The sequence below is a fragment of the Pedobacter sp. PLR genome (genome assembly GCF_026239675.1).
In the GTDB taxonomy this organism is placed as follows: domain Bacteria; phylum Bacteroidota; class Bacteroidia; order Sphingobacteriales; family Sphingobacteriaceae; genus Pedobacter.
On record NZ_JAPIVQ010000023.1, the window covers coordinates 1 to 2,733 of the forward strand.

3 protein-coding genes are annotated in these 2,733 nt (G+C 40.8%); 2 read left to right on the plus strand and 1 reads right to left on the minus strand.

All coding sequences use genetic code 11. The features are described 5' to 3' along the window. Positions 1-353: 353 nt before the first annotated feature. Both OQX61_RS24150 and OQX61_RS24155 read left to right on the plus strand, forming a co-directional pair. Complete coding sequence (locus OQX61_RS24150; RefSeq protein WP_265844410.1) at positions 354-1,280, plus strand: helix-turn-helix domain-containing protein; 927 nt, start codon at positions 354-356, stop codon at positions 1,278-1,280. A 199-nt stretch (positions 1,281-1,479) separates the two neighbouring features. Next, complete coding sequence (locus OQX61_RS24155) at positions 1,480-2,220, plus strand: SDR family oxidoreductase (protein ID WP_265844411.1); 741 nt, start codon at positions 1,480-1,482, stop codon at positions 2,218-2,220. 22 nt (positions 2,221-2,242) lie between these two features. On the opposite strand, the gene OQX61_RS24160 is transcribed toward OQX61_RS24155, so the two are convergent. Next, entirely contained in the window at positions 2,243-2,692 is a 450-nt protein-coding gene (locus OQX61_RS24160; RefSeq protein ID WP_265844412.1) for a GNAT family N-acetyltransferase, read from the minus strand. Between the last annotated feature and the right edge of the window lie 41 nt (positions 2,693-2,733).

Consider the following 2,733-nt stretch of genomic DNA (forward strand, 5'->3'; position numbering starts at 1 on the left):
ATAAACAAGGTGTTGTGAATTACAAGGTAGGGAATAAGTTCGGTATCCCCTCATGATAAGTTCAATCTGTGTCCGGGATAAATTAAACCTGAATTCAATCTTTCGTAATCCTTAAAACATGGTTGAAAGGTCACTTAGACCTATCAGGGATTAATCAACCATTAATTGACCATGGTTGAATGATGGAGGGGATGTGGACGCATGTGGAGCGCATATCGAAAGCATTCCGGGGGGAGACGAGGGGCAATGTAGATCAAAAAAACGTTTCTGTATAGCTAATCATTCTTCAATAAATAAAATAGGTTTTGATGTATAGAAAACAATTACTTTAGCGTATCCAACCTGGAATTTATATGCAACAAAAGGAAGCGATATCCAAAGATCTGGTAGATTTGTACAAAATGATGGGCTTGCCTGTAGATTCGGTTCAGGGCGCATCCGGCTTTACGGTTCACGCGTTAAAAGAAACTTTCAAGGACCTGCCTTTTAAATCTATCGCCTACCGGCCGGATTATTTCAGCTTTGTATTTGTTAAAAATGGAAGAGGAAATTATGTTATTGATGAGATGTCATTTGACATTATTCCAGGCACAGTCTATTTCACTAATCCCGGAAATTACAGGAGTTTTGAATGGGTTGAAATTACAGACGCTTATCTGATTACTTTTAATGAATCCTTTCTAAAGGCAAATGTTCATTCCGATGTATTTCAGGATTTTTCATTTTTACTCACAGAAACCGTACAGCCAAAGCAACTACTGCCGGAGCAGTTTGCCGAAATTGAACAGCTTTATCTACAAATTCAGAAAGAATACCTGGGGAACTCTCCCTATAAAAATAGAATTATCGCCAGCCTGTTTGTGGCCTTGTTGTTAAAAATCAAAGCCTATTTCTGGCAAGACTATAATCCCATTTATGAAGGCGACCGTACTTCTGCCATTGTGAAAACATTTAAAAAGAATCTGGAAGCACATTATCGGGCTTTGGCTTTTAGGGAAGATAAGATGTTGTTCCGCGTACAGGATTACGCTGATTTGCAGCATTTGCACCCCAATTACCTGAGTACTGTGATTAAAACCAAGACAGGAAAACCAGTAAGCAGCTGGATTGCAGAAAAAACAGTGGGAGAGGCAAAATCTTTGTTGCAAAACACCAGCTCTTCCATCAAAGAGATCTCTTTTATGCTGGGCTTTGCAGAGCCAACCCATTTTAGTAATTACTTTAAGAAACATACTCAGCTTACGCCCATAGCCTATAGAAAGCAGACCCGGGCCTTATAAAACACACCTAAGCATAGACCAATTGCTTATCGAAAGCAAGATTTGCCCCCTGGAACACGTCCAACTTAACCCGGAAAAAATCATATCCTATCTTAGAATTTAACAAGTAATTCTTTGATATCTGTCCTTTTCATAACTGATCATTAGCTGATCTTTGGATCGTCAAATAAAGATCTTTGAACCTTCAAATAAAGAAAACATGAATACGCTACAAGATAAAGTAATTTTGGTAACTGGTGCCTCGAGAGGGATAGGTGCAAGCATAGCCCACAATCTAGCGGCTGCGGGAGCTAAAGTAATCGTAAACTATGCAGGGAGCAAGGAAGCGGCGGATCAAACGGTTAACGAAATCCTCGGAAAAGGTGGCGAAGCCATCGCAATTCAGGCAGACGTCAGCAATTCTGCTGCGGTTAAAACCCTGTTTGATCAGGCAATTGCACATTATGGCAGGGTGGATGTACTGGTAAACAATGCGGGTATTATGATCACGAAATTACTAAAAGATACGACCGATGAAGATTTTGCAAAGCAGTTTGATGTTAATGTAAAAGGGACCTTCAACACCATGCGCGAAGCGGCGACCCGTTTAGCCGATAAGGGCAGCATCATCAATTTTTCTACTTCGGTGAATCGGATTATGTTGCCTGGATACAGTACCTACGTAGCCACAAAAGCAGCGGTAGAACAACTCAGCCGTGTGTTTTCAAAAGAGGTCGGCGATAGGGGAATCAATGTAAACTCCATTTCTCCCGGCCCAACCAATACAGAATTATTTACCAATGGAAAACCTAAAGAGGTCATAGACCGTCTCGCTTCCCTTTCAGCTTTTAACCGTATCGGAGAACCGGAAGATATCGCCAGGGTAGTCGCATTCCTTGCCAGTGATGAAGCAAAATGGATTACTGCGCAAAATATTGGAGCAAACGGTGGAATGGCTTAAGGCCATTCCACCGAATAGCTGTTTAGCTGTTCTTCCACCAGTTGTAATAATTATGGTCCTGATCTAATTCAAAACCGCATTTAGGATATAGCTTATTCCCAATGTCATTAGTTTTTTCTGTTTCAAGCAACAATCCACAGGCATCGGTTTCGTCGCAATAGCTTTTACATCGGTCTATCAGTGCAATGGATAAACCCTGGCCGCGAAAATCAGGATCGACAAATAAGTCACTTAACAACCACTGACGTTTCAAGGCTTTGTAGTGAAATAATGGGTACAATTGTGCAAATCCGACAAATTTACCCGCTGCTTCAATCAGAAAGGTAACCGATTCCTCCTTGCTGATCCTTTCTTTAAGGAAAGTCCTTCCTTTTTCTACATCAGATTCCTGTCTGTAAAAGACACGGTATTGGTCAAATAGTTCAGCAAATTCATTCAGGTGTGCTAGCGTTGCAATTTCAATTTTATTCATGTGTTTGCAGGATTAATGAGGTTTAACATGCCGCAAATCTG